Source organism: Bradyrhizobium sp. T-1, from assembly GCF_053592855.1.
In genome coordinates, this window is the sequence record NZ_CM132115.1 from 5,466,545 (window position 1) to 5,485,193 (window position 18,649).

Annotated in this window: 14 protein-coding genes; 2 read left to right on the top strand and 12 right to left on the bottom strand. The window is 63.2% G+C overall.

Annotated elements, in window-relative coordinates; all coding sequences use genetic code 11:
* Positions 1–15: 15 nt before the first annotated feature.
* Complete coding sequence (locus ACWAT4_RS26510; RefSeq protein WP_449728477.1) at positions 16–2,586, top strand: right-handed parallel beta-helix repeat-containing protein; 2,571 nt, start codon at positions 16–18, stop codon at positions 2,584–2,586.
* 370 nt (positions 2,587–2,956) lie between these two features.
* Here the strand turns inward: ACWAT4_RS26510 and ACWAT4_RS26515 are convergent, their stop codons facing one another.
* The 8 genes from ACWAT4_RS26515 to deoC form a co-directional block, all read right to left on the bottom strand.
* Positions 2,957–4,048 (bottom strand): ABC transporter ATP-binding protein, encoded by a 1,092-nt coding sequence (locus tag ACWAT4_RS26515; RefSeq protein ID WP_212426722.1) that lies wholly within the window; start codon positions 4,046–4,048, stop codon positions 2,957–2,959.
* 85 nt (positions 4,049–4,133) lie between these two features.
* Positions 4,134–5,573, bottom strand: a complete 1,440-nt coding sequence (locus ACWAT4_RS26520) for an extracellular solute-binding protein (protein WP_249148863.1) — start codon at positions 5,571–5,573, stop codon at positions 4,134–4,136.
* A gap of 48 nt (positions 5,574–5,621) precedes the next feature.
* Positions 5,622–6,659 (bottom strand): carbohydrate ABC transporter permease, encoded by a 1,038-nt coding sequence (locus ACWAT4_RS26525; protein WP_212426721.1) that lies wholly within the window; start codon positions 6,657–6,659, stop codon positions 5,622–5,624.
* The gene (locus tag ACWAT4_RS26530) at positions 6,656–7,531 is read right to left on the bottom strand and encodes a carbohydrate ABC transporter permease (RefSeq protein WP_212300580.1); all 876 of its coding nucleotides are present in this window, start codon (positions 7,529–7,531) and stop codon (positions 6,656–6,658) included. The genes ACWAT4_RS26525 and ACWAT4_RS26530 overlap by 4 nt, the downstream gene beginning before the upstream one ends.
* 7 nt (positions 7,532–7,538) lie before the next feature.
* Positions 7,539–8,462, bottom strand: coding sequence for a ribokinase (gene rbsK, locus ACWAT4_RS26535; protein WP_449728478.1), 924 nt, complete (start codon positions 8,460–8,462; stop codon positions 7,539–7,541).
* Between the two features lie 5 nt (positions 8,463–8,467).
* Positions 8,468–8,923, bottom strand: a complete 456-nt coding sequence (locus ACWAT4_RS26540) for an RbsD/FucU family protein (RefSeq protein ID WP_212300578.1) — start codon at positions 8,921–8,923, stop codon at positions 8,468–8,470.
* Positions 8,924–9,005: 82 nt separating this feature from the next.
* Positions 9,006–11,393 carry an aldehyde dehydrogenase family protein gene (locus tag ACWAT4_RS26545; RefSeq protein ID WP_212426719.1) on the bottom strand — a complete coding sequence of 796 codons (2,388 nt, stop codon included), beginning with the start codon at positions 11,391–11,393 and terminating at the stop codon, positions 9,006–9,008.
* Positions 11,394–11,395: 2 nt separating this feature from the next.
* On the bottom strand, positions 11,396–12,424 hold the full coding sequence (gene deoC, locus ACWAT4_RS26550; RefSeq protein WP_433995256.1) for a deoxyribose-phosphate aldolase: 1,029 nt from the start codon (positions 12,422–12,424) through the stop codon (positions 11,396–11,398).
* Positions 12,425–12,653: 229 nt separating this feature from the next.
* Between deoC and ACWAT4_RS26555 the strand changes: the two genes are divergently transcribed.
* Positions 12,654–13,448: a DeoR/GlpR family DNA-binding transcription regulator gene (locus ACWAT4_RS26555; RefSeq protein WP_212426718.1), complete on the top strand. Its 795-nt coding sequence runs from the start codon at positions 12,654–12,656 to the stop codon at positions 13,446–13,448.
* Between the two features lie 80 nt (positions 13,449–13,528).
* Here the strand turns inward: ACWAT4_RS26555 and ACWAT4_RS26560 are convergent, their stop codons facing one another.
* The 4 genes from ACWAT4_RS26560 to ACWAT4_RS26575 form a co-directional block, all read right to left on the bottom strand.
* Positions 13,529–14,683 carry a substrate-binding domain-containing protein gene (locus tag ACWAT4_RS26560; protein ID WP_212300574.1) on the bottom strand — a complete coding sequence of 385 codons (1,155 nt, stop codon included), beginning with the start codon at positions 14,681–14,683 and terminating at the stop codon, positions 13,529–13,531.
* Positions 14,684–14,786: 103 nt separating this feature from the next.
* The gene (locus tag ACWAT4_RS26565; protein WP_212300573.1) at positions 14,787–15,779 is read right to left on the bottom strand and encodes an ABC transporter permease; all 993 of its coding nucleotides are present in this window, start codon (positions 15,777–15,779) and stop codon (positions 14,787–14,789) included.
* On the bottom strand, positions 15,776–17,350 hold the full coding sequence (locus ACWAT4_RS26570; RefSeq protein WP_449728479.1) for a sugar ABC transporter ATP-binding protein: 1,575 nt from the start codon (positions 17,348–17,350) through the stop codon (positions 15,776–15,778). The genes ACWAT4_RS26565 and ACWAT4_RS26570 overlap by 4 nt, the downstream gene beginning before the upstream one ends.
* A gap of 244 nt (positions 17,351–17,594) precedes the next feature.
* Positions 17,595–18,584: a Bug family tripartite tricarboxylate transporter substrate binding protein gene (locus ACWAT4_RS26575; protein WP_212426716.1), complete on the bottom strand. Its 990-nt coding sequence runs from the start codon at positions 18,582–18,584 to the stop codon at positions 17,595–17,597.
* Between the last annotated feature and the right edge of the window lie 65 nt (positions 18,585–18,649).

The window sequence follows — 18,649 nt, forward strand, 5'->3', positions numbered from 1 at the left end:
GGGGGAAGCCTATAGATGGGCATTCGTTCGCCGAACATTCCGCTAGGAACCACCGCCGACGAGTTCCTGGTCAACCAGATTGACGGGAATAACAGGTCGCTCCGGCGCGTGCCGCGCAGCCAGGTGCTGGGCGCGATCGACGCGATCGTCGCAGCGGGGCAGCTCGGCGGTGGCGTCGCATTCACCTCCAAGGCACAGGCTGATGGTCAGCTCGCCTACCAGGCCTTCCAGCTCGGCCTGGTCGCAGCCGATTCAGATCCCAGCAAGAACGGGCTCTACCAGAAGACCGGCGCTTCCGGCAGCGGAGGCTGGACGCGCATCGCGGACCTGCCGAACGAGATCATCCAGTTCTCGATCACGGGCGGCACGGCGGACGCGATCGTCGCGACGATGGCGCCGCAAGTGCCTTCTACGCCGGGCGGCAAGCTCTATCTCATCATGCCGACCGCGAACAACACCGGCGCCGCGCTGACCATCAACGGAATCGTGGTCAAGAATTCGCTCGGCTCGACGCCGGCAGCGGACACGTTCGTGGCCAATGTGCCTGTATCGATGATCTGGAGCGGGAATCATTATCAGATCTTGACGTCGGTGGCTGTCGATACCGCCGGCGTCGTCGCCGATGCGGTTGCTGCGCGCGACGCGGCGAGCGGCTATGCCACGGCAGCAGCGAGCTCGGCCTCGGCGCTCGGCAACCAGGTGCACCAGTACGATACTTATGCGCTGGCGAAGGCCGCTTCGATTCCGAGCGGTGTGCAGTTCATCAGAACGCAGGCGTATTCGACGACCGCATTGTCGAGCGGGTTGCAATATCGCAAGCAGGCGAGCAATCCGGCGCTGGTCAATGCCGACCTGGTCGAACCTGCAGCGTTTCAATCGGCAGACGGCGCGTGGTGGCTGTTCGATCCGCAAGGGCCGGTCACGCCGGAAGCGTTCGGCGCCAAGGGCAAGGGCGTTCAGACCGACGATGACGCACCGATCATCGAGAAGCTGTCGAAAGCGCTGAAGGCGATTGGCGGCGGCGTGATCCGACCGCGCATTGGCAGTACGTATATCCTCGGCAGCCTGTCCACCAACGGGCTGTCGACGATGATCGTCCGCAGCGGAGTCAGCGTAAGAGGCGAAGGATTTGGGGCGGTCTTCAAGCTGAAGGCCGGCGTCAACACGGCCTCGCAGTTCTATCATATCTTCTACAACGACGATCTCACCACCGGTGCCAATGACGTCATCTTCGACGGTTTCACGATCGACTTCGACGGTGTCAACAACACGGGCGGCAACGCCGCGGCGCTCAACATCGCGATCGGCATGGAGAAGGGCGACAATATCTCGATCTCCAAGATCAAGGTGATCAACAACCCGGGCTCGACGGGGTTCAAATGCGGCCGAGGTCCCGCCAATCCACCCACCGTCACCGACCTTCGCATCTACGATTGCGTGTTCGAAAAGAACGGAGATGCGGTCAATCCGGGCTGCACCGATCACAGCTCGATCTGGGTGACGGCTGCGAACGCAGTCATCTTCGGCAATACGATGAAGGATGGTGCAAAGCTCTACGGCACCGGCATTGAGGCGCACGGCAACGGCGTGCTGGTGTTCGGCAATTCGATCACCGATTACAGCGGGGGCATGAACCTCGCCAACGAGGTCGACAACCACTCCTACCAGATCACCATGATCGGCAACACGCTGAAGAACGTGAATTACGGCATCACCGTCTTCGCCAAGAACCCGAATGACCTTCTCGGCTCGGTGATCGCGGACAACAATATCACCGTTGATCCTGCGACCGCCTCGGTCGGAATCGACGCCGCAAGCGTCGTCGATGTCGGCGCCAATGGTGGTGCCATCGCGATTCGCAACAACATCATTACGGCGCCAGGGCTCGTTCCGTCGTCTTCGTCCACCTATACCGGCATCCGGCTGGGAGCGATGCGCTCGATCAAGTGCACGGGCAACCAGATCTTCAACACGCAAGGTCCGGGCATCTGGCGCACCGGCAGTTGCAAGGCCGGCAGCATCATCAAGATCGACGACAACATCATCGAGAACCCTGGCTTGGGCACGCTATCCTCGGTGTCGGCGGCGACAGTCGGCGCCGGCGGTTCCGGCGGCACCAATGGCACGCAGACCGTGACAGTCGTCGGCGGCACAGGGGTGGCCGCCCAGCTGTCGGTGACGGTGGCAGGCGGCGCGATCACGGCGATCCTCGGCGTCACCAATGCCGGCTCCTATTCTGTCGTCCCATCCTCGCCGGCCGCTGTTACAGGCGCCGGCCTATCGGGGGCGACCGTCAACCTCACGACGATCCACCCCTATTCGGTCGGCATCCTCGTCGACACCGACGCCAACACGCCGGCTATCGTCAGCGTTCGCGGCAACGAGGTGTTGGGGACCTGCCGTTACGGGATCGAGGGCCACCTCAATGCTTCCGCGGGCGGCGTCTATGGGAACGACATCGTGGGTGCGACGGTCCAGCCTGTACTCTGGACCGGCACCGGCGTCACGAAGGGCGTGACCTGGACCTCCGGCGCGCCCAACGGGAACTTCAAGACGGCAGACGGTATCGTCACCCAGGTCCAGTGAGGTGGGGGCTTTAAGGCTACTTCAAACCGAGGCTGGAACCTGGTTCAAACCGGGCCAGCCGCGGGGGTGACATTTGAAGCTGCACGAGGTGACATTTGAAATTGCGCGCTACACGAGACGAACTTAGCAGCGCCGTTCATCCACACGCAGTTTCGGGCTCACAGGGACTACCCGCCCTGCCCGCACCTCTCGTGCCGACGCTGCCGCGTCCACCGCAAGCCCGGCTCGCAAACGTGACGACGTACGATCGCCCCTCCAGGTCGAGCCGGGATGAGCGACACATACGCCGTTTCCGAATTTCGGTAAAGTAGAATATATTTAGCAAGAGGGGTTGACGGGCGGCGACACAGGCCGGGCTGCCCCCGCGGACCTAGGCGATGGCCATCCCCGAAACCCTGTCGAAGAGATGTGTTCGCTCCAGATCGAGTGCGACGTCGATGACATGATCCGGCGCGGCAGCCACACCCACCGGCATCTGCGCCGTGAACGGAAATGCACCGACGGTTCCGATCACGAGCGTATGCGGCCCGAGCGGCTCCACGTCTTTCACCATCAAGCGGATGGAAGAGCCCGCCGGCGCGTCCTGCCGCAGCACGTGATCGGGCCGGACGCCGAGCACGACCGGCTTGCCGATGCTTCCTGCATAGGCGGCCTCGCGCGACTTCGGCAATTCCAACATCGTTCCCGAAGGTTCGGTGAAGACCAGCGCGCCATCGCGCGCGACGATTTCGCCATGGATGAAGTTCATGCTGGGTGCGCCCATGAACCCCGCGACGAAGAGATTGCTGGGCTTCTCGTAGATCGTGATCGGGTCCGCCGCCTGCTCGATCCGGCCGCGATTCATCACCACGACGCGATCAGCCATGGTCATGGCCTCGACCTGGTCGTGGGTGACATAAACGATCGTCTTGGCGAGACGGCGGTGCAGCGCCTTGATCTCGGTCCGCATCTCGATGCGGAGCTTGGCGTCGAGGTTCGACAATGGCTCGTCGAACAGAAACACGTCCGGGCTGCGCACGATGGCACGGCCGATCGCCACGCGCTGGCGCTGTCCGCCGGAGAGCTGCTTCGGCCGGCGGTCCAGATATTGCTCGAGGTCGAGAACCCGTGCGACGTCCTGGACTGCCTTCGCGACGCTGGCGCGCTGCTCGCCCCTGACCTTCATGCCGTAGCCGATATTCTCTCCAACCGTCATATGCGGATAGAGCGCGTAGTTCTGGAACACCATCGCACAATTGCGCAAGCCGGGGCGCAACTGCGTCACATCCCGGTCGCCAATGTGAATGGTTCCGCTCGTGACCGTCTCCAGTCCCGCGATCATGCGCAACGTCGTGGTCTTGCCGCAGCCGGACGGGCCGACAAGCACGACGAACTCCTCGTCGGCCACGCTCAGATCGAGCCCCTCGATGATCTTGTAGGGCCCGTATGCCTTGCTGACGTTCTCGATCTCAACGCGCGCCATGGAATCCTTTTTCCGTCCCTTATGTCGACGGCGAACAAAGCCCGGACGATGCTCACGCATCATCCGGGGAAGTCTCCGCGAGAAGCTAGTTCTTGGGCGGAAGGCCCATCGCCGCACGATAAGCGGCAAGTTGCTTCGCGCGGCCGAACTCGTCGGTCAGGCGATTCCATTCCTTTGCGACCGTATCCAGTGCGGCCTGCGGCGTGGTCTGACCAGCCAGCGCCTTGCCAAGCTCGATCTCCACGACCTCGGTGTAGGAGAAATAACCGGGCAGACGCATGTCGAGCGCAACGTTCTTGCCGTTGATGGAGTCAGCCTGCGCGCCGAGATATTCCTTGGCCTCCTGCGGCGAGAAGATCTTGTTCCACAACTCCAGATTCGCGGTATGCGACTTGCGGTAAGGATTGACACCCGTGCCGCCGGTAATCGCGGCCTGACCAGAGACTTCAGGGCTTGTCAGCGTCTTGACGAAGTCCCATGCCGCCTGCTGGTTCTTGCCCACCTTGGGCACGGCGACCTGCCACCCACCGAACGCCATGAAGGGCGCCGGCAGCACTGCCGGGAACTTGTCCCATTTCTTGGTTTTCGCGTTCCAGATCTCGTCAGAGCCGGGCAGCACGGCCGAGCCGACCTTGCCGGAAATCTTCGATTGCTTGGGATCGGCCGCGATCACACCGGTGTCGCCCCAGCCAATCGATTCCGCCACCTGGCCGCCGGCGACCGCCGCGTTGACCTCGCCGAACGAGAAGTTCAGCGCATTGGGCGGGCCAAGCTTCGAGGCACGGATGTACTCTTCCAGTCCCTTCACCCAGCCCGGATTGTTGATCTGGGCATCCATGGTTTCGGGGTCGAAGAACATCGCACCCGGATAGTTCGGGTTGTTGGTGTAAGCGGCGGCGTGGCTGAAGAAGAACCAGAACTGCTGGCCGCCGCGACGGAACGCTTCCGCGGTGCCCCAAAGGCCCTTGTCGGGGCGCTGGAAGAACTCCGCAATATCGAGATATTGCTTCCAGGTCTTGGGCGGCGCGAGATCATAGCCGTACTTGGCCTTGAAGGCGTCCTTCTCCTTGGGATCGCTGAACAGGTCGCTGCGATAGGTGTAGGTGTGGACGTCGCCGTCCATCGATTGCGAATAGATCTTGCCTTCCCACACCATCAGCCGTTCGCGATAGGCCGGCTCGACATCGTCCCAATCCTTGCCGGACTGCATCGCCTTCGGCATCTCGCTGAGATAGGGAACGAAGTCCGGCAGCCAGGCCGGCGCGAAGCTGACCAGATCGAACGTCGCGTCCGAGGCGGTGAGCGACGTGACGATCTTCGGGTAGAGCTCCGACCACGGAAACTCGACGACATTGACCTTGCCGCAAGTCTTCTTGGTCCATTCATCCGCGCCGAGCTTGAGCGCGGAAGCGATATACGGTCCGGTCTGCGACGCCACCGTCAGGGTGACGCCGGAGTAATCCGGGCTACAGGCCGCGTTCGCTAGGCTTGCACTGCAAGCCACCGCGAGCGAAGTGGTCAGCATCAGAAACGTTCGTCGTAACATCGTCCAGTCCTCCCTACTGAGTTTTTGCTATTTGATTGCCCCGAGCAGCAGACCCGACCGCATCATGCGACTGAGCAGGCCCGCCATGATCATCATCGGAATGATGGCGACGAGCGCCGCGGCCGAGATCGCCCACCATTCGTCGCCGCGCTGGCTGTTCTGTCCCGCCACCAGGATCGGCAGCGTCTGCCATTTGGAATTGGTCAGGAACAGCGCAAACAGGAACTCGTTCCAGACAAAGGCCAGCGTGATCATGAACGTCGCCAGCAGCCCGTTCATCGACATCGGCACCACGATGCCGAGGAAGATGCGCCAGCTCGGCACGTTGTCGACCATCGCGGCTTCCTCCACCTCGATCGGGATCGCCTCGAAGAAATCGCGCATCAGCCAGACGACGATCGGCAGCGAGAACGCGACGTAGCACAGCGTCAGACCGACATAGCTGTCGATGAGCTGGAAGCCGAGCCTGCCGATCTCGCTGTACAGCAGATAGAGCGCAAAGGCCGTGACGATCGGTGGGAACATGCGCTGACTGACGAACCAGAACAGGATGTCCTCGTTGCCGAGGATCGGGCCCGGCAGCGGCAGGCGGTTGGCAGCGATGGCGACGACCAGCGCGATCGGAAACGCGAGCAGCAGCGCCTGCGCCCGGGTGAATCCAAGATTGTTGTTGAACAGCAGATAGCCGCCGAGCGCGAGCAGGAAGAAGATCAGGCCGGCACCAAAGCGCACCTTGAACTCGAACCGCACCAGCGCATAAGCCGCCATCGCGCCGATTGCGGTCGCGATCGCCGCCGCCGATAGACCGACGATGGTCGAATTCAGGAATGTCCGGAAGAATTCACCCCGGATTCCCTGATAGAGATCGATGAAGGGCTGCAGCGTCGGCGTGAAATCGACGAACGGAATATAGGTCGGGCCGCCGACCACGCCCGGCGGGGTCTTGAACGCGGTCACCACCACCCAATAGAGCGGAAACGCCGTGATCAGGCACCAGGCGAGCACGCCGAGCGCGACCAGGCGCCGGCTCCAGTTCGACAGTCCGGTGAGGCCCTGCCCGCTCATCGGCGCTTCTCCAGATGCGGACGCAGCAACGCCAGATAAGTCACCCCGATGATCGTGATGGCAATCAGGAACAGGAAGCTCAGCGCGGAGGTGTAGCCGAGATTGAACTTCTTGAAGCCCTCCTGATAGGCGAACAAGGTCAGCGTCTCTGTGTCCACGCCCGGTCCGCCGCCCGTCATCACGAAGACGGTATCCATGATCTTGTAACTCTCGATCAGGCGGATGAAGACCACCGCGGCCGAAATCGGCAGCATCATCGGAAACGTGATGCCCCAGAATTGCTGCCAGGCGCTGGCGTTCTCGAGCTCGGCCGCCTCATAGACATCCTCAGGAAGCGTTTGCAGGCCGGCCAGCATCATCAGGATGACGAACGGCGTCCACTGCCAGATTTCTACCGCGATGATGCAGCCGAGCGCCCAATGCCCGTTGGTGAGGAACGGCAGGTTTGCGAGACCGAACATGGAGAGGAACTGGTTGAGCGGCCCCATCGTCGGATTGAAGATCATGCGGGCAACAAGCGCGACAGCAACCGGGGCCAGCAGCATCGGCAGCAGCAAGGCAACGCGAAACAGCCGCTCGCCCGGCACGCGCGCGTTCAGCGCGAGCGCGACACCGAATCCGATCACATATTGCAAGCCGACCGCGATGAAGGCGATCAGCGTCGTCGTGAGGATCGCATTCCAGAAGCGCGGTTCCTGCAACAGCGTCGCATAATTGCCGAGCCACACCACGCGCGGCGGGATCGGCGGAATCAGGCGATAGCTGAGGAAGCTCGTGGTAAACGAGTAGATCAACGGAAAGATCGAGATCGCCAGCACGACGAGCACCGCCGGCCAGATGAAGACATGCTTGATCGGATCGTTCCGCATCATCAGCAGGTCATCCCTTCAACAGGGCTTCGATCTCCGCCCGCCGCGGCATGGCGGGCGCAGTGCCGGCGCGCGTCACAGAAATCCCGGCCGTCGCCGAGCCGAAGCGCGCCGCTTCCAACGGATCGGCACCGCCCGCGAGCGCTGCCGCGAAACCGCCGACGAAGGCATCGCCCGCGCCCGCAGTCTCGACCACCTTGCCGGCAGCGAACGGCGGCACATGCAGCGAGCGATCGCGCCCATGAAACAGCGCGCCGCGTTCGCCGAGCGTGATCAGCGCAGTCCCCGCCCCCTTGGCGAGCAGCGCATCTCCGGCGCGGCGGGCGCCGGCAAGATCGCTGACTGCGATCCCGGTCAGCGCTTCCGCCTCGGTCTCGTTGGGAACGACGTAGTCGCACAAGGCGAACAGGCTGTCATCGAATGCGGCCGCCGGTGCGGGATTGAACACCGTAACGCTGCCCGCCGCGCGCGCGATCTCGAGGCCGCGCTGCGCGGCGGAGACCGGCTGTTCGAGCTGGGTCACGAAGACGCGGCTGTTGCGGATCGCCTCTGCAGCAGCGTCGACGTCGGTAGGGCTAAGACCATCGGCCGCCCCGCTCACCACGATGATGGCGTTGTCGCCGCGCGTCTCGTGGACGTAGATGAAGGCGGCACCGGTCGGCGCCTCCTTGGCTCTGGCCACGCGCGGACGAATTCCTTCGGCTTCCCAGGTCTTGATGGCAAGGTCACCGAAGGCATCGCTGCCGATCCGGGAGATGAAGGTCACATCCGCGCCGGCGCGCGCCGCGGCGACAGCCTGGTTCGATCCCTTGCCGCCCGGACCCATGGCAAATCCCGAACCGGCGATGGTTTCGCCGATCGCAGGCATATTGCCAGCCCGGAAGGCCAGATCGACGACGAAGATGCCGAGGACAGCGACGCCACTCTTGCTCATGGTCGTCACTCTCCGTCCGGCGCGATGACGCCTTTGGAGAACAGGAAGCAGCCATAGAAGCGCCGCTCGCCGGTGGCGATCACGCAATAGGCCGACTTGGCTCTTTCATAGAAGGCATGGCGCTCGACCCCGACCAGCGGCCAGGAGCGTCCCTCGGCGCGGTCGATCGCGGCCTGCACCTCGCGCTGCACCGGCGGCACCTCCTGCGGCTGGCCGACGATCTCCATGCGGATCGCGGCATCGTCGACGAAGGTGTCGAGCGGCATCACCGAGAGAATGGCTTCGATCGCCTTGGCCGTGCTGACATTGTCGATGCGAAGCAGCTCGCCGAACACGGTCTGGCGCGCGATCGAGTCAGCCGGGAAATTGGTATCGCACACCACGAGGCGATCGCCGTGCCCCATTGCGCGCAGGGCATAGAGCACGTCGGCATTGAGCAGTGGATTGATGCCCTTGAGCATGTTGTGTCCTTCCCTTGTCTTCAAAGATCGCCCGAACTCTGATGGTCCGGGTGCTCATTCATATCACGGCAAGGTGACGTCTCTAGTCGCCATAGGGAATCCAGATGTTTTTCACCTGCACCGCATGACGGAGCAGGATCGGACCCTCGCTCGCCGCCCTGTCGTACCAATCGAGCGCCAGCCCGTGGTCGACCAGCGTCCGCTTGAGATTGCCGACCGACAGCTGCTCCGCCGCTGTTGAGGCCTCCTGCGAACCGAACACCCAGAGCGCGTCGACGTCGTCATGCTCGGCAAGGACCTTTACAAGCGCATCGCGCTCGCCGGTGACAATGTTGACGACCCCTGCCGGCACGTCCGACGTCTCCAGCACCTGGTAGAAATCGGTTGCGGCCAGCGGATGCCGCTCGCTCGGGACCGCGACGACGCGGTTGCCCATCGCGATCAACGGAGCCACCAGGCTGATGAAGCCCAGCAGCGGCGCCTCGTCCGGACAGGCCACCCCGACGACGCCGATCGGCTCGTGCATGGCAAGCGCAACGCCACGCAGCGGCGGTGCATGGATCGTCCCCTCATATTTGTCCGCCCAGGCGCCATAGCTGAACAGCCGCTCGATACTCGCCTCGACCTCCGCGCGCGCCTTTGCGGACGAAACGCCGGTCATGTCACCGATGCGCCGGGCGAACTCGTCGCCGCGCGCGGATAGATTCTCGGCAAGGTAATAGAGGATTTGGGCGCGATTATGCGCCGTCGCCCGCGCCCACCCCTCGGCCGAACGAGCGGCGGCCACGGCGTTACGAATATCCTTGCGATTGCCCTCACCGACTTCGCCCAGGTGCTTCCCCTTCGGCGACAGCACCGCACGCGAATAATTTCCGTCGGGCCGGACCTGCTTGCCACCGACGAACAGCTTTGCGGTCCGGTCGATCGACGGCGTGCCAAACCCGGCGCCATCGGTAGGAGCCGCCGGGAATGGCGGCAGCTTGGCGCGCGCCTTCCGCCCGCTCCATGCCTTCGGCTTGAGATATTCGGTGAGGCCTTCCCGGCCGCCTTCCCGGCCGAAACCGGACTCGCGGTAGCCGCCGAAGCCGACGCTGGCATCAAACAAATTGGTCGCGTTGACCCAGACCACGCCGGCCTGAAGTTTTGGCGCGATATCGAGCGCCAGGCCGATGGTCTCGCTCCAGACGCTGGCGGCAAGCCCATAGCGCGTGTTGTTAGCGAGCATCACCGCCTCGTCAGGCGTGCGGAAGGTCATCGCGACCAGCACGGGCCCAAAGATCTCCTCGATCGCCACCGTCGAGGACGGATGCACGTTCCAGAGCAAGGTCGGGGGATAGAAGCATCCCTCCGCAGGGATTGCGCCAGAGGCCTGATACTTCTCGGCGCCCTCCTTCACTCCCGTTTCAACCAGCGCCTTGATCCGCTCGAGCTGCACTGGTGCCACCACCGCGCCCATGTCGATCGCCTTGTCGAGCGGCGGGCCGACACGCAGCGTCTCCATGCGGCGGATCAGGCGCTTGCGGAATGTCTCTGCGATCCCTTCCTGCAACAGCAGCCGCGATCCGGCGCAGCAGACCTGGCCCTGGTTGAACCAGATCGCATCCACCACGCCTTCGACGGCGCCATCGATATCGGCATCGTCGAACACGATGAACGGCGACTTGCCGCCGAGCTCGAGCGTCAGCGACTTGCCGCTGCCTGCGGTCGACTGGCGGATCGACCGACCGACCTCGGTCGATCCGGTGAAAGCGATCTTGTCGACGCCGGGATTTTCGACGAGCAGCGCGCCGGTGGCGCCATCACCTGTCACTACATTCAAAACGCCGGGCGGCAGGCCCGCTTCTACCGCAAGCTCCGCGAACAGCAGCGCAGTGAGCGAAGTGAATTCTGCCGGCTTCAGCACCACGGTGTTGCCGGCCGCCAGCGCAGGCGCGATCTTCCAGGCCAGCATCAGCAGTGGGAAATTCCAGGGGATGATCTGGCCGACCACACCGACCGGCACGTGATCGGCGAACTCGCGCTCCTGCAATTGCGCCCAGCCGGCGTGATACAGGAAGTGGCGCGCGGCGAGCGGCACGTCGAGATCGCGGGTTTCCCTGATCGGCTTGCCGTTGTCGATCGCTTCTAGAACCGCGAACAGCCGCGCATGACGCTGCAGCATGCGTGCCAGCGCATAGAGATGACGGGCACGACCGTGACCGCCGAGCTTCGCCCACGGTGATTGCGCGGATCGCGCGGCGCCAACAGCAGCCTCGACGTCGGCTGCGGCGCCTTGCGCGATCTTGGCCAATGCCTTGCCGGTGGCCGGCTCGATCGTCGTCAGATGCCGGCCCGAAGCGGGAGCTGCGTATTTGCCGGCGATGAAATGCCCGAAGGTTGCGTCGTGACGCTTCAGCCAGGCCCGCGCCTCGCCATCCGCCTCGGGAGCGGGACCATACTCCATGGTCTCGTAATAATGTGCGACACTCATGCTCAGCCCACGGGGTGACGGTTGAAGGCCGAGTAGCGGCCGGTGACGTGATGCTCGAGCTGGCGCTCGATGTCGGCGAGCAGGCTCGAGGCGCCGACGCGAAACAGCTCCGGTTCGAGCCAATCGCGCCCCAACTCCTCCTTCATCAGGAACTGGTAGTTGAGCACGTCCTTCGCTGTCGAAATGCCTCCGGCCGGCTTGAAGCCGATCTTGAAGCCGGTGCGCTCCTCATAGACCCTGATCATGCGCAGCATTGCGAGCGTCACCGGCAGCGTGGCATTGACGCCTTCCTTGCCGGTCGAGGTCTTGATGAAGTCAGCGCCGGCCATCATGCAAACCATCGAGGCCTTGGCGACATTGCGCAACGTCTTGAGGTCGCCGGTTGCCAGGATGGTCTTCAGATGCGCATCGCCGCAGGCGGCGCGGAAATCCCGCACCTCGGCGTAGAGCGCCCGCCAATCTCCCGTCAACACATGCTCACGCGTGATGACGATGTCGATCTCCTGCGCGCCGTCCCTGACCGACGCCTCGATCTCCTTGAGCTTCAGATCGTGGGGGATGAGGCCCGCAGGAAATCCGGTCGAGACCGCAGCCACCGGAATGTCAGATCCATCGAGCGCCTCGACCGCGGTCGCGACGAAGCGATGATAGACGCAGATCGCACCCGTGTGCAGACCGCGCCCGGCAAAGCCGAGGGCCTCGAGGAGGTCGCTTCGCAGCGGCGACCGCGCCTTGGCGCAGAGGCGCTTCACGCGTTCGGTCGTATCGTCGCCGTTGAGCGTCGTCAGGTCGATGCAGGTGATCGCCTTGAGCAACCACGCCGCCTGCGCGTCCTTCTTGACGGTGCGCCGGCCGGGCAGGCTCGCAACTCGGCGCTCAGCGGCTGAGAGATTGATCCTGATCTCATCGACCCAGTCCATCTCGAGCGCGCGGCCGCTGTTGCGCGCGATGGCATGCGGATGATTGTGATCCCGTGCATGTGGTTGCACCGGCACCGCGGATGGATTTGATATCAAGACGCCCTGCGCCATCGGTACGCCGCGCGATGCTAGCGAATCGGCTGACGCGACAGATAGACTGAATTTGCCGATTGCAACATGCGATCCTCCATCCCTTGCCCGCTGGAGCTTCTTCTGCCCGCCATCGCCGACAGCGAAACGCCTCTTCAGGTCAGATGTTATTATTGTAACAAATTGACGTTGCTAAACTCACATCATTGTAAGATCATTGTCAACCGGATAAGCAAGCTCGGTGACGAAAATGGCTGAAACACCGACCGCACGCTCAAGCGAGTCCCGCGTCCAGCGGCTGCAACGGCTGCGCCGCGCCGTCGAGACGAGCGGCGCACTGCATCTGAAGGACGCCGCAGACTTGCTGAAGGTGTCGGAGATGACGGTGAGGCGCGACCTTGCCGGCCCGGAGGGTACGCTCGCCCTGCTCGGCGGCTACGTCGTCAACGCGGCGTCGCCAACCGGGATCAAGTACACGTTCGAGCAGGAAATCGACCAGCACACGCAGGACAAGCGCCTCGCCTGCCGGTCCGCAGCCGCCTCGATCAGGGAAGGCGACACCATCTTCATCGATTGCGGCACCACGATGCAATCGCTGGCGGATTGCCTGCCCGAGGACATGCCGCTCTCGGTGATCTGCTATTCGCTGAACGTCGCCACGATCGTCACCCACCGGCCGGCGACGCAGGTGATGCTGATGGGCGGGCTTTACCATCCATCGTCGCAGTCGTTCTCCTCGGATGACGCGCTGTCCTATCTGCGGCGGCTCGGGGTCAACAAGGCTTTCATCTCGGCCGGTGGCCTGCACTGGACCCGCGGCGCGAGCTGCTCGAATTTTCACGAAGTCGCCATCAAGCAGGCCGTCATCGCCACTGCGATGGAGAGCATCCTGGTGGTCGATGCCAGCAAGCTCGGCAGCCTCAAGCCGGCGTTCTTCTCCGACATCGGCTCATTCTCGCGGATCATCGTCGGAGGTTCCGTGCCGGCGGACACGCGCAAGCACTTCCGCGGCCTTACCGTCGAATACGTCACCAGCGCAGCCTGATCCGGACGGGGCTGGTTCACCCGGACCAGGCCTGCTGAACGATGCGCGACTCCAAAGAGCCGCGCATCGCTTCTGCGCCCTCAGTTGCAGGCCGGCTTCGCCTTGTTGCAGGCATCCGTCAGCTCGGCCGGCGGGTCCTTCTTGAAGACGGTCTTGAAGGACTCCAACACGTTCGACTGCGTCACCGGCAGCGACTGCACACCGACCCAGCCGGGCGTTTCCTTCCCCAGCAGTGCATTCATCATCGCCATCGCCTCGGCAACGCCCTGATCATAGGGACGCTGCGAGCCGGTGGCCTTCAGCGGACCGCCCTTGGCAATCTCGATGGCCGATTGCAGGCCGAGATCGACCGTCGTCATGGGAATATCGATGCCCTGAGCCCGCATCGAGCTCAGCGTGTCGAGCGCCGGCTGATCCCATACCGCGTACAGTCCCTTGACGTCGGGATTGCCGGTCAGAAAGTCGCCCGCGATCTGTGAGACCTTCGGCGGATCGGTGAAATCGACCTGCTTCATCTTGATGTCGGGCCGGTTCGCCTTCATCCACTCCCGCACGCCCTTGGTGCGCTCGTTGGTGCTGAAATAGTCGACGCCGAAATTGACGAGACCGATGGTGCCGCCCTGCGGCATGCAGGACGCCAGGATCTGCGCCGCGATCTGGCCGTTGCCCTGGCTGTCCGCCGAAACCATCGTCGCATATTCCTCGGGATGCTTCAGGCCGGTCGGGATGCTGTCCATCAGCACGAGCTTGATGCCGGCCTTGGCGATCTTCTTGTAGGTCGGCGCGGTCGCGGTGAAATCGACCGGAATCGAAATGATGCCGTCTGGATGTTGCTGGATGGTGTTCTCGATATCGGCGATCTGCTTGTCCACCTGATATTCGGCGGATGCGACGCCCGTCACCGTCACGCCGTACTTCTTCAGCGTATCGGTGATGCCCTGGATCTGGAGCTGCGACCAGTCGAGATTGACCGTCTGCATGGAGATGCCGACCTTGAAGTGCTTCTCCTTGATCTTCGCAGCATCGGCCTCCGACAGCGCGAGCACCTCGGGCGAAGCCGCCTTCTCGCCGTGGGGGCCCTGGCCGACGATCGATTTCGGCCCGAGCTTTGCAAGATCGACACCCTTGACGCAGGTCGCGGGCACTTCGGCGTGGGCCGAGGGGACAATCGAAACGGCCGCAGCAGCAGCCATCAACACAGTCAAAGGCAAGGTTTGTCGCAAGATTGGTTTCATTGTTTCCTCCATTTTGGTCGCCGATTCACCGGAGGGCCAGCGACCTTGCCCCTACCCACGCAGCGCGATGAACGTGTGGCTCACGCGCGGCGCCTGACGTCGACTAGCGTTTCGTAAAGGCAACTGCGGCAACGATGATCGCGCCCTTGATCACGAGCTGCATCGGCGAGCTCACGCCGAGCAGGACAAGACCGTTATTCAGCGTGCCGATGATCAGGCTTCCGAACAGCGTTCCCAGGATGTAGCCGCGCCCGCCGAACAGGCTGCAGCCGCCGAGGATCACAGCGGCGATGACGTCGAGCTCCATCCCCTGCACGACGTCGGGCCGCGCGGCATGTGACCGCGCGGACAGCACCAGCGCTGCCAGACCAGCCAGCGTGCCGGTCAGGACAAAGGCTGCCGTCGTGATGCGCTTGGTGTTGATGCCGGAATAGAGCGCCGCGGTCGGATTACCGCCGACCGCGTAGATGCGGCGGCCGAACACGTTGTAGTGCAGCAGCAGGATGCCGACGATCATCGCCGCCAACGTCCAGGCGATAGGGACCGGTATGCCGAGGAATGTGCCTTCGCCAAAGATCGCGAAATAGGTCTCGTTGGTGATGATGACAGGCTTGGTATTGGTCACCATCATCGCCAGTCCGCGCGCCATGCTCAGCGAGCCCAGCGTCACCAGGAAGGACGGGATCGACAGCTGTGTGGTCAGGATGCCGTTGATCAGCCCGACCAGCGCGCCGGTTCCGAGCCCGGCCACGGCGCCCACGATCCAGCTGTTGTTGATCTGGCTCATCGCGAGAGCGGCCGCCATGCCCGACAGCGCCAACGTCGAGGCAACCGACAGATCGATCTGACGCGCGATGATGATGAAGGTCATGCCGACCGCGATGATCGACACCAGCGTGGTCTGGCGCCCGATGTTCAGGAAATTGTCGACCGACAGGAACCAGGGCGAGGACAGGCTGAACACGACCAGCAGGATCACGAAGGCGATGTACAGCATGTAGGGCCGCTCACCCCGCAGCAGATTCTGGAGAATCTTGCGGCGGCGATCGGACCGGGTCGACGCGGCGACCACGTTGGGAGCAGTCAGTTCGGTCATGCGGAAAGCTCTTGCAAGGGACCGGGCGTGGAGGCCTGGTACATCTGGAGGAGATGATGCAGCTCTTCGGCATCAAAGATCTCGCCGCGCGAAAGCGTACGAGCCACACGGCCGTTGACGATGACGGAGATGCGGTCGCAAAGCTCGATCAACTCGACGAGATCGGACGAGACGACCAGAACCCCGCTGCCATCGCGGGCGGCGTTCCGGATCACGGCATAGATTTCCTCGCGGGCGCCGACGTCGACGCCGACCGTCGGCTCGTCCAGCAGCAGCACGCGCGGCCGCGGATCATTCCATTTCCCGAACACGACCTTTTGCTGGTTGCCGCCCGAGAGCGTCCTGACCAAGCTCGAAGCGCCTTGTGCTTTCACCGCGAGCCTGGCGATCGCACTTTCCGCGCGCCTGGCGGCGGCGCGTTGCTGCATCCAGCCCCAGCGCGAGAAATGGGGAATCCGCGGCAAGGTGACGTTGCGTTCGATCGAATGGTCCAGGACCAGGCCCTGCACGTGCCGATCTTCCGGCACCAGCGCGATGCCCTGCTCGATCGCATCGGATGGGCCTGCCGGCAGCCATCGGCGGCCTTCGATTTCGATTGCGCCGCTCTCGAGCGGCCGGAGGCCGAACACCGTCTCCAGAATCTCCGTGCGCCCGCTACCTATCAACCCGGCGAGGCCGTGGATCTCGCCCTTCAACACGGCAAGATCGACGGCGCGAAGCCGGTCGTTGGAGACATCCAACAGCGACAGAACTGGCGATGGATTCAAATCACGCTTGGGGGCAGGCTCGTTGCGCGAGACGATTGATGGCGATCGATCGGCTCCGACGATGGCGTTTACCAGCCGCTTCATGTCCGTATCGGCGGTAACAAACGTGCCGGCATTGGCGCCATCGCGCAGCACGGTGACACGCTGCGAGATCTCGAAAACCTCGTTAAGCCGATGCGTCACATAGATCACGCCGACTCCGCGGCGCGTCGCCTTTCCGATCGCATCGAACAGGATCCGGACTTCATCCGATGTCAGCGAGGAGGTCGGCTCGTCGAGGATCAGAAGCCGGACCTCGCCCATCAGGGCCTTTGCGATCTCCGTCATCTGGCGATAGGCGAACGGCAGCGAGCCGACTGTCGCTCTCGTATCGAGGGGAATGCCGAGCTCTTTCAGGAACGCTTCGGCCCTGGCCATCAGCGCGCGTTTCCGGACAAAACCGAATGCTGCGCGTGGCTCGCGGCCGAGCAACAAATTGTCCGCGACACTCAGAGATTCGACGAGGCTGAGATCCTGATAGACGACGGCGATCCCCGCCTCGCGCGACTTTGCCGGGCTGTCAAACTCCACCGGCCTGCCGGCGATCTCGATCGTGCCGCTGTCGAGAGCATGAACACCACTGAGGATCTTGATCAGCGTGGATTTTCCGGCGCCGTTCTCCCCCAGCAGCGCGTGCACCTCGCCGGCCCGGACCTCGAGGTTGACGTCGCGCAGCGCGCGCACGCCGCCGAAGCGCTTGTTGATGGCACTGACCATCACAAGCGAGGTCGACGGCCGAGGTTCTGCTGCAACCGAACCGGACAATTCCAAACTTTCCTCCCGTCGGCCCTGCGAGACGCTGGTACGATGGTGACATATTGTTATTTTTGCAACTTATGTTGTTATAATTCTATCACCCCGGGCGACCTGTCAATGGCAGATCACGCCTCCGCCGCAAATGGCGACCGGCTTTCGCGACGCGTGCGGGTGCGAACGTCGGTCCGGAGAGCCGGCGTTACCCGCCTCGAAGCGGATGAATTCGCAGGGATAAGGACCGACGCCGGAAGGCTTAGAGCGACTGCAGGCCGATCGACTTGATCACGGGAGCAAGACTAGCCGAGGTGGCGTCGACAATTCGCTGGAATTTGCCCGGGCTGGAATCGCCATCAGGCTCCATGCCCTGCGCGCGATAGTTCGCCTGGAGCGCGGCACCAGCCATCGCCGCGCGTGTGGCCTGCGCGATGCGGTCGATGATCACATCTTCCGTCTGTTTCGGTGCGAACAGGCCGAACCATCCCTCATAGCTGAGATCCGGCATGCCCGATTCAATGGCGGTCGGTATGTCCGGAGCGCCGCTCAGGCGCTTGTCGGTCGTGACCGCGAGCAGCCTTATTTTGCCGGTCCGGCTGAGTTGCAACAGTTGAACGGACATGACGGCCACAACGAGAGATATCTGGCCGCTGACGAGATCGTTGGTGGCCTGCGAGATTCCTCGATAAGGAATGTGGACGATATCCAAAGCGCCTGCCTGCCGCTTGAACATCTCGCCAACGAGATGATTGCCGGTGCCGATGCCGGGCGTCCCATAGGACAGCTTGCCGGGATTGCTCCTCGCATGAGCGATCAGGCCTTGCAGATCTGCGGCCGGCACCGACGGATGGATGGCGAAAACCAGTGCACTGCTGATCAGGCGATAGATCGCCCGGAAATCGCCGATGGCATAAGTGGGATTTGGCGTCGTCAGCGGAATGATGACCTGCGTGCTGCCGTTTCCGAGCAGCAGTGAATAGCCATCGGGCTTCTCGCGCGCGACAGCGGTCGTGCCGATCGCACCGCCCGCGCCTCCAATGTTGTCGACAAACGTCGGGCCGAGCTGAGATGACATCTTCTCAACCCAGGGGCGCCCGATCTGATCCCCTGAGCCACCGGCGGCATATGGAATCACCAGCCGAATGGGACGCGAGGGATAATCGGCGGCGCTGCCACAATTTGGAACTCCCGCGAGCGCCGCTGCAAACGTGGCCGCATTGACGAAGTCTCGCCGCGAGAGGGAAGGCATGTCCTGTTCCAAATGTCGTGAGCTCCCGTCGGAGGCGAGACCGACTCCAAAAACCCATTCGCAGC

What these genes read in the sequence shown, in the direction of transcription:
- ACWAT4_RS26510 (WP_449728477.1), top strand. Translation starts at nt 16, where the DNA reads ATGGGCATTCGTTCGCCGAACATTCCGCTAGGAACCACCGCCGACGAG.
- ACWAT4_RS26515 (WP_212426722.1), bottom strand. Translation starts at nt 4,048, where the DNA reads ATGGCGCGCGTTGAGATCGAGAACGTCAGCAAGGCATACGGGCCCTAC.
- ACWAT4_RS26520 (WP_249148863.1), bottom strand. Translation starts at nt 5,573, where the DNA reads ATGCTGACCACTTCGCTCGCGGTGGCTTGCAGTGCAAGCCTAGCGAAC.
- ACWAT4_RS26525 (WP_212426721.1), bottom strand. Translation starts at nt 6,659, where the DNA reads ATGAGCGGGCAGGGCCTCACCGGACTGTCGAACTGGAGCCGGCGCCTG.
- ACWAT4_RS26530 (WP_212300580.1), bottom strand. Translation starts at nt 7,531, where the DNA reads ATGATGCGGAACGATCCGATCAAGCATGTCTTCATCTGGCCGGCGGTG.
- rbsK (WP_449728478.1), bottom strand. Translation starts at nt 8,462, where the DNA reads ATGAGCAAGAGTGGCGTCGCTGTCCTCGGCATCTTCGTCGTCGATCTG.
- ACWAT4_RS26540 (WP_212300578.1), bottom strand. Translation starts at nt 8,923, where the DNA reads ATGCTCAAGGGCATCAATCCACTGCTCAATGCCGACGTGCTCTATGCC.
- ACWAT4_RS26545 (WP_212426719.1), bottom strand. Translation starts at nt 11,393, where the DNA reads ATGAGTGTCGCACATTATTACGAGACCATGGAGTATGGTCCCGCTCCC.
- deoC (WP_433995256.1), bottom strand. Translation starts at nt 12,424, where the DNA reads ATGGCGCAGGGCGTCTTGATATCAAATCCATCCGCGGTGCCGGTGCAA.
- ACWAT4_RS26555 (WP_212426718.1), top strand. Translation starts at nt 12,654, where the DNA reads ATGGCTGAAACACCGACCGCACGCTCAAGCGAGTCCCGCGTCCAGCGG.
- ACWAT4_RS26560 (WP_212300574.1), bottom strand. Translation starts at nt 14,683, where the DNA reads ATGAAACCAATCTTGCGACAAACCTTGCCTTTGACTGTGTTGATGGCT.
- ACWAT4_RS26565 (WP_212300573.1), bottom strand. Translation starts at nt 15,779, where the DNA reads ATGACCGAACTGACTGCTCCCAACGTGGTCGCCGCGTCGACCCGGTCC.
- ACWAT4_RS26575 (WP_212426716.1), bottom strand. Translation starts at nt 18,584, where the DNA reads ATGCCTTCCCTCTCGCGGCGAGACTTCGTCAATGCGGCCACGTTTGCA.